Below are 6,869 nucleotides of genomic sequence, written 5' to 3'. Positions count from 1 at the left end.
CGGGCGACGCGGCCAGGGCCGCGCCGCCGATGCCGGCGTCAGTCGACGCGGCGGAAGATCAGGTCCCAGACACCGTGACCGAGCCGTTCGCCCCGCGCCTCGAACTTGGTCAGCGGACGAAAGTCGGGACGCGGCACATAGGGCGCCGTCTCCGGGGTCGCGGTATTGAGGTAGCCCGGGGCTGCCTCCATCACCTCGGCCATCCATTCGGCGTAGGCTTCCCAGTCGGTGGCCATGTGCAGGGTTCCACCGCTGGCCAGGCGAGTCCGCACCAGCTCGACGAACGCCGGCTGGACGATGCGCCGCTTGTGATGCTTCTTCTTCGGCCAGGGGTCGGGGAAGAACAGCTGCAGGGTGGTCAGGCTGCCCTCGGGCAGGCACTGCTCCAGTACCGCCAGGGCATCCTCGCGGTAGACCCGCAGGTTGGAAAGCCCACGCTTGTCGGCTTCGTCGAGCAACTTGCCGACGCCCGGGGCGTGTACCTCGATTCCGATGAAGTCGGTGTCCGGATGGGTCTCGGCCTGCTCGATCAGCGACGCTCCCATGCCGAAGCCGATCTCGACCACCCTGGGCGCCTGGCGGCCGAACAGCGCATCGAGGTCCTGGCGCCCCTGGGCGAGGGTCAGTCCCAGCCGCGGCCAGACTTCCTCAAGCCCACGGGTCTGCGCCTGGGTCATGCGCCCGGCCCGCAGCACATAGCTCTTGATACCACGGCGATGCAGCGGTGCGTCCGGTCCTTCCGGGCCGGTGGTCTTGCCCTCGTCGGGGCGATCTTGGTCGGTCATGATGATGTCTGGGGGCGTGGTGAAAGTGTCAGGGCGAGAAAGCTGAGCAGGAGCGGCAGGCCGGGCCATGCCGCTCCTGCCGGCTTCAGGCGTTGATGCGGCCGGCGAACGGCGATGACGCCTCGGCGCCGCGACGCGGCATGCGACCGGCGAGAAACGCCTGGCGTCCCGCCTGCACGGCATGCTTCATGGCCTCGGCCATCAGCACCGGCTGGCGCGCGTGGGCGATGGCGGAGTTCATCAGCACGCCGTCACAGCCGAGTTCCATGGCCAGGGCTGCCTCGGAGGCGGTGCCGATGCCGGCATCGATCAGCACCGGGACCTTGGCCTGCTCGATGATCAGGCGCACATTGTGCGGATTCTGGATGCCATGGCCGGAGCCGATCAGCGAGCCCAGCGGCATCACCGCGCAGCAGCCGATGGCCTCGAGTTCCCTGGCGACGATGGGGTCGTCACTGGTGTAGACCATCACGTCGAATCCATCGGCGACCAGCGTCTCGGCGGCCTTGAGGGTCTCCACCACATTGGGATAGAGGGTGTTGTCGTCCCCCAGCACCTCGAGCTTGACCAGCTTGTGGCCATCGAGCAGTTCCCGCGCCAGCCGACAGGTGCGCACGGCATCCTTGGCGTTGTAGCAACCGGCGGTATTGGGCAGCAGGGTATAGCGCTCCGGCGGCACCACGTCGAGCAGGTTGGGCTCACCGGCCTCCTGACCCAGGTTGGTGCGACGCACCGCGAAGGTCACGACATCGGCGCCACTGGCGGCGATCGCCTCGCCGGTCTCGTCGAAGTCCTTGTACTTGCCGGTGCCCACCAAGAGACGCGAGGAAAAGGCGTGGTCGGCGACCCGCAGCGGGCTGTCCTGAAAGATGTCGGTCATGCTCAAGTCCTTCTCACGAAACGGAACCAGGCCGCCTTCGAGCGGCACCTCTAAAGTCGTCGGTATCTGCTGGCGGGTGGTTCGCCTCAGCCGCCGCCGATGGCATGGACGATCTCGATGCGATCGCCATCCGCCAGGCGGGTCTCGCCGTGCTGGCTGCGCGGCAGGATGTCCTCGTTGAGCTCGACGGCGATGCGGCGCCCGCCCAGACCCAGGGCGTCGATCAACTCCGCCACGGTCTGCTCACGGTCGAGGGCGTGGGGCTCACCATTTAGCTGAATCTGCATGGCCACCTCATTATCAAGATGTCGCGGGGGCAACATTGTAGCGGCTCGGGCCGCCGCGGGGTACGGTTGAGGGCAGATTCCTCTCTCTCGTCGTCAAGGAGCCTCGATGCCGGATCGTCACTGGTGGATCACCCTCGCCCTGTCCGGCGCCCTGGTGGTGGCGCTCGGCGCCTTCGCCGCCCATGGCCTCGACGGTCGCCTGCCTGAGCGTCTGACCGCCGCCTTTACCACCGGGGTGCGCTACCAGGCCTGGCACACCCTGGCTGGCCTGGCGCTGCTGGCCTGGCGGGCCCAGCAGCCGCTGGCCGCCCAGCTGACGGCACTGAGGCTGTGGTCGGCAGGTATCCTGCTGTTCTCGGGTTCGCTGTACGCCATGGCCCTGGTCGGGCTCTACGGCGTCGGGCTCGGCCCACTGGGGCTGATCACACCGCTCGGCGGCGTGCTGTTGCTGCTTGGCTGGCTGGCGCTGGCCTGGGGACTATGGCGAGCCCGCGTGTGAGATAGCCTCTCAGTCGTTATCGGGCAGTACGTAGGTCGCCGTCACGTGCGCCACCGGCGCCTCGTCTCCGTCGGAAAAAAGCTCCACCTCACCCACCGCCAGGCGGCGTCCCAGCTTGATCAAGCGGGCGTTGGCGATCAGATCGCGATCACCCCGGGCGCGCCGTAGAAAGTGGCAGTTGAGGTTGCTGGTGACCGCCATGGGCTCCGGCCCGATCTGGGCCAGGATGGCCACGTACAGGCAGACGTCCGCCAGTCCCATCATGGTCGGGCCGGAGACGCTGGCGCCGGGCCGCAGATGTTCATCCTCGATGGCCAGGCTCATGGTGGCCCGCATCTCCGAGACGGCTTCGATGGTGCCCATGCGCTGGGGAAAGACGTCGTCCAGAAAATCCTCGATGGCGGCGGCGGTCATCACGGTCATGGTTCTCTCCCTGAAGGCAATCCGGCTCGTGATAGCTTCACCATAACTCAAGCCTGGATACGACGCCTCAACGCCCTCGCTGCTGTGCGCTTTCCCCTCGACACAACGACACACCCCCGGGGAGGCCCGGGGGTGTGTCCAGGGAAACGCCGCCTGGATCGCGGCGTTTGCTTGGCGTACTCGGTGGCGTCCCGAGTGTGTTACTTCGCCTTGTGGACCTGACGCCAGTGGTGCAGCAGCGGTTCGGTGTAGCCGGCCGGCTGCTCACGCCCCTTGAAGATCAGGTCGCTGGCCGCCTGGAAGGCGGTGGACTTGTCGAAGTCAGGGCTCATCGGGGTGTAGGCCGGGTCGCCTTCGTTCTGACCGTCCACCACCTTGGCCATGCGCTTGAGGGTCTCTTCCACACGCGCCGCGTCGACTACGCCGTGGTACAGCCAGTTGGCGATGTGCTGACTGGAGATCCGCAGGGTAGCGCGGTCTTCCATCAGGCCCACGTCGTGGATGTCAGGCACCTTGGAGGCGCCGACGCCCTGCTCGACCCAGCGCACTACGTAGCCGAGGATGCCCTGACAGTTGTTGTCGAGCTCCTGCTGGATCTCGTCGTCGCTCCAGTCGGCGGAGGAGACCACCGGCACGGTCAGCAGCGCCTTGAGCAGATCATCGCGCTGCTCGCTTTCGTCCAGCTCCTCGAGTTCGCGCTGGACCTGGGCCACGTCGACCTGGTGGTAGTGCAGGGCATGCAGCGCTGCAGCAGTGGGAGACGGCACCCAGGCAGTGTTGGCGCCCGACTTGGGATGGCCGATCTTCTGCTCGATCATCGCCGCCATCAGGTCCGGCATGGCCCACATGCCCTTGCCGATCTGGGCGCGTCCGCGCAGGCCACAGGCCAGTCCGACCAGCACGTTGCTGCGCTCGTAGGCCTGAATCCAGTCGGCGCCCTTCATGTCGCCCTTGCGCAGCATGGGGCCCGCCTCCATGGCGGTGTGCATCTCGTCACCGGTGCGATCGAGGAAGCCGGTGTTGATGAACACCACCCGGCTGGTGGCCTCGTTGATGCAGGCCTTGAGGTTGACCGAGGTGCGGCGCTCCTCGTCCATGATGCCCATCTTGAGGGTATTGCGGGCCATGCCCAGCAGGTCTTCGACACGCCCGAACAGGGTGTTGGCGAAGGCCACTTCCTTGGGACCGTGCATCTTCGGCTTGACGATATAGACGGAGCCGGTGCGCGAGTTGCGCGGCTGATCGTCACCCTTGTTGAGGTCATGCAGGGCGATCAGCGACGTCATGATGGCGTCGAGAATGCCCTCGGGCATTTCGTTGCCGTCGGCGTCGAGCACCGCCGGGTTGGTCATCAGGTGACCCACGTTGCGCACGAACAGCAGCGAGCGTCCCGGCAGGGTCAGCTCGGAACCGTCCGGCGTGACGTAGTCGCGATCCGGATTCAGGCGACGGGTGAAGGAACTGCCGCCCTTGGCCACCTCGGCGGTGAGGTCACCCTTCATCAGACCCAGCCAGCTGGCGTAGACGCCCACCTTGTCCTCGGCATCCACCGCCGCCACGGAGTCTTCGCAGTCCATGATGGAGGTCAGCGCGGCTTCTACCACCACGTCCTTGACGTGGGCCGGGTCGGTCTTGCCGATGGGGTGGCTGTCATCGACCTGGATTTCCAGATGCAGGCCATGGTGGGACAGCAGCACGGCACTCGGCGCGGAGGCGTCGCCCTGGTAGCCCACCAGCTTGCCCGGCTCCTTCAGGCCGGTCTCGCGGCCGCCGTCCAGAGACACCACCAGGTGGCCATCGCGCAGGAAGTACTTGACCGCGTCACGGTGGGAGCCGGTCGCCAGCGGCGCTGCCTGATCCAGCACATTGCGGGCGTAGGACACGACCTTCTCGCCGCGCTTGGGGTTGAAGCTCGAGCCCTTCTCGCAGCCATCCTCTTCGCTGATCACGTCGGTGCCGTACAGCGCGTCGTAGAGGCTACCCCAACGCGCGTTGGCGGCGTTCAGCGAGTAGCGTGCGTTGTTCACCGGCACCACCAGCTGGGGGCCCGCCTGGGAAGCGATCTCGCGATCCACGTTTTCGGTGGTCACCTCGACCTTGGCCGGCGGATCGACCAGATAGCCGATTTCCTTGAGGAAGGCCTGGTAAGCGGCCATGTCATTGACCGGCCCCGGGTGCTCACTGTGCCAGGCCGAGAGTTTCTGCTGCAGCGCGTCGCGCTCGGCCAGCAGGGCCTGGTTGGTCGGCGTCAGGTCGTGGAAGATGGCATCGACGCCCTTCCAGAAGGCATCGGCATCGATCCCCGTGCCAGGCAACGCCTGTTCGGTGATGAACTGGTCCAGCTCGGCGGCCACCTGCAGGCGATGGCGAGAAATGCGTTGCGTCATTGGGTCTAGCTCCTCGTTGGGCCTTGGGTGCCCCCCTGGCACCTTCCAGCCGGACAGGGGAAAAGGTGACTGCTCCAGAATGATTTTGTGGAAAATCATTCCATTTGTAAACCGAAAACCCCGCTCTACCGCTCAAGGCTAGACCAAATGATGAGCTATCGAGGGCCTTGTCGATTGGGAAACAGTGGTGCCGAACTCGATGGGTCGCTAGCATGGAACAGGCAAGGAAGCCCAGACAGGAAGGTGTTGACGTGTGCTGGCGACTCCCTCATCTGACGCCGAAGGCCATACCTCCATGGCACAGGTGAGCAACGACGGCCTCCGGACGGTGTCAGAAGAAGCAGGTGGCCAACGATCGGTCAGGGTGCAACCAGGCGCAGGGTGATGACGCTACCCTCCACGCCATCTGGCCGTCCCAGCACAACCGAGTGCCGAGCAACGCACGCCACCGCCCCTTCCCAGCGGAGGACGCTATGACCGACTACACGCCCCTTGAGACCATCGAACGGCTGACCCCGGTGGCAAGACAAGGCGAAGGCTTGGTGGCGACAGCCGCCCCGGCCATGGCAACGACCCTTGAACGCTATCTGGCGCACTATCGGCTCGATGTCCTGCTCACCGAAGGGGTAACGCTGCACGCGGGTAATATCGAGACGCCACGCTTCCGCCTGTGGACTCAGGTATGGCGCCCGCCCCGCCCGCGTGGCACCGCGGTGGTGGTTCACGGCTACTACGACCACCTGGGCCTGTACCGCCACCTGCTCGAGCTGTTGCTGGAACTCGAGCTCACGGTGGTGCTGTGGGATCTGCCGGGACACGGGCTGTCCAGTGGGGATCGTGCCGACATCGACGACTTTGCCGACTACGGCGACTGCCTGCGTACGCTTCAGCAGCACCTGAGCGAAGCCGGCCTGGCCCAGGGACCTTGGGTCGGCGTCGGTCAGAGCACCGGCGGCGCCATCCTGGCCACCGATGCCCTGAGCCGGGGCGATGACGGCCACTGGTCGGCGCTGGTGCTGCTGGCGCCCCTGGTCAGACCCTGGGGCTGGACCCGAGCAGCCTGGGTCCATCGCCTGGTCAGCCCCTTTGTCTCCAGCGTGCCGCGCAAGTTTCGGGCGAACACCAATGATGACGACTTCGCCACCTTTCTGCGTGAACAGGACCCGCTCCAGCCCGTGCGCCTGCCCACCGGCTGGGTCAGCGCCATGCGCCGCTGGATGCCCCGCCTGATGCAGCTACCCCCGTGCCAGCTACCGACCCTGATCCTGCAAGGCGAGAAGGACCTGACGGTGGACGGGCCCTGGAATCTGGCGGTACTCGGCAAGAAGTTTCCCGGCGCGCACATCTGCTGTCACCCGCAAGCCCGCCACCATCTGGTCAACGAGGCCGAGGCCATCCGCCTGGACCTTTTCGCCGAAGTGCGCCAATTTCTGGAACAACAGCTCAGTGAAGGGCCTCTACCGAAAAGGATGTCATCTCAATGCCCAGACGCTTGACCCGACAGACGGTACACCGCGCCGGCAGCCACGCCTCCCTGCTGCCCTGGCTGGCGCTGGTGCTGCTGGTCTGGCTGGCCGGCTGTGCCAGCGCCCCCGAGCGCCCCGAGAC

At 66.2% G+C, this 6,869-nt stretch carries 7 protein-coding genes; 2 read left to right on the top strand and 5 right to left on the bottom strand.

The features are described from left to right. Window positions 1-38 precede the first annotated feature (38 nt). The 3 genes from trmB to thiS all read right to left on the bottom strand — a co-directional run bounded on the left by trmB (window position 39) and on the right by thiS (window position 1,952). Entirely contained in the window at window positions 39-785 is a 747-nt protein-coding gene (trmB, locus tag NH448_RS22925) for a tRNA (guanosine(46)-N7)-methyltransferase TrmB (RefSeq protein ID WP_213227461.1), read from the bottom strand. Window positions 786-870: 85 nt separating this feature from the next. Next, window positions 871-1,665 (bottom strand): thiazole synthase, encoded by a 795-nt coding sequence (locus NH448_RS22920; RefSeq protein WP_045993915.1) that lies wholly within the window; start codon window positions 1,663-1,665, stop codon window positions 871-873. Window positions 1,666-1,751: 86 nt separating this feature from the next. After that, a complete protein-coding gene (thiS, locus tag NH448_RS22915; RefSeq protein WP_181248714.1) occupies window positions 1,752-1,952 on the bottom strand; it encodes a sulfur carrier protein ThiS in 201 nt (66 codons plus the stop codon). A 106-nt stretch (window positions 1,953-2,058) separates the two neighbouring features. Here thiS and NH448_RS22910 point away from each other — a divergent pair, with 106 nt between their 5' ends. Further along, window positions 2,059-2,451 carry a DUF423 domain-containing protein gene (locus NH448_RS22910; RefSeq protein ID WP_222516219.1) on the top strand — a complete coding sequence of 131 codons (393 nt, stop codon included), beginning with the start codon at window positions 2,059-2,061 and terminating at the stop codon, window positions 2,449-2,451. A gap of 9 nt (window positions 2,452-2,460) precedes the next feature. Here NH448_RS22910 and NH448_RS22905 read toward each other — a convergent pair whose 3' ends face one another. Further along, a complete protein-coding gene (locus NH448_RS22905) occupies window positions 2,461-2,874 on the bottom strand; it encodes a PaaI family thioesterase (RefSeq protein ID WP_045993913.1) in 414 nt (137 codons plus the stop codon). A 200-nt stretch (window positions 2,875-3,074) separates the two neighbouring features. Beyond that, window positions 3,075-5,261, bottom strand: coding sequence for a malate synthase G (locus NH448_RS22900; RefSeq protein ID WP_253029538.1), 2,187 nt, complete (start codon window positions 5,259-5,261; stop codon window positions 3,075-3,077). Between the two features lie 473 nt (window positions 5,262-5,734). Between NH448_RS22900 and NH448_RS22895 the strand changes: the two genes are divergently transcribed. Beyond that, entirely contained in the window at window positions 5,735-6,757 is a 1,023-nt protein-coding gene (locus tag NH448_RS22895) for an alpha/beta hydrolase (protein ID WP_052704447.1), read from the top strand. Window positions 6,758-6,869: the final 112 nt, after the last annotated feature.

The organism is Halomonas sp. OfavH-34-E (assembly GCF_024124525.1).
In the GTDB taxonomy this organism is placed as follows: Bacteria; Pseudomonadota; Gammaproteobacteria; order Pseudomonadales; family Halomonadaceae; genus Halomonas; species Halomonas litopenaei.
The sequence above is the reverse complement of the archived record's forward strand: the minus strand, read 5'-3'. Positions and strand labels throughout refer to the sequence as shown.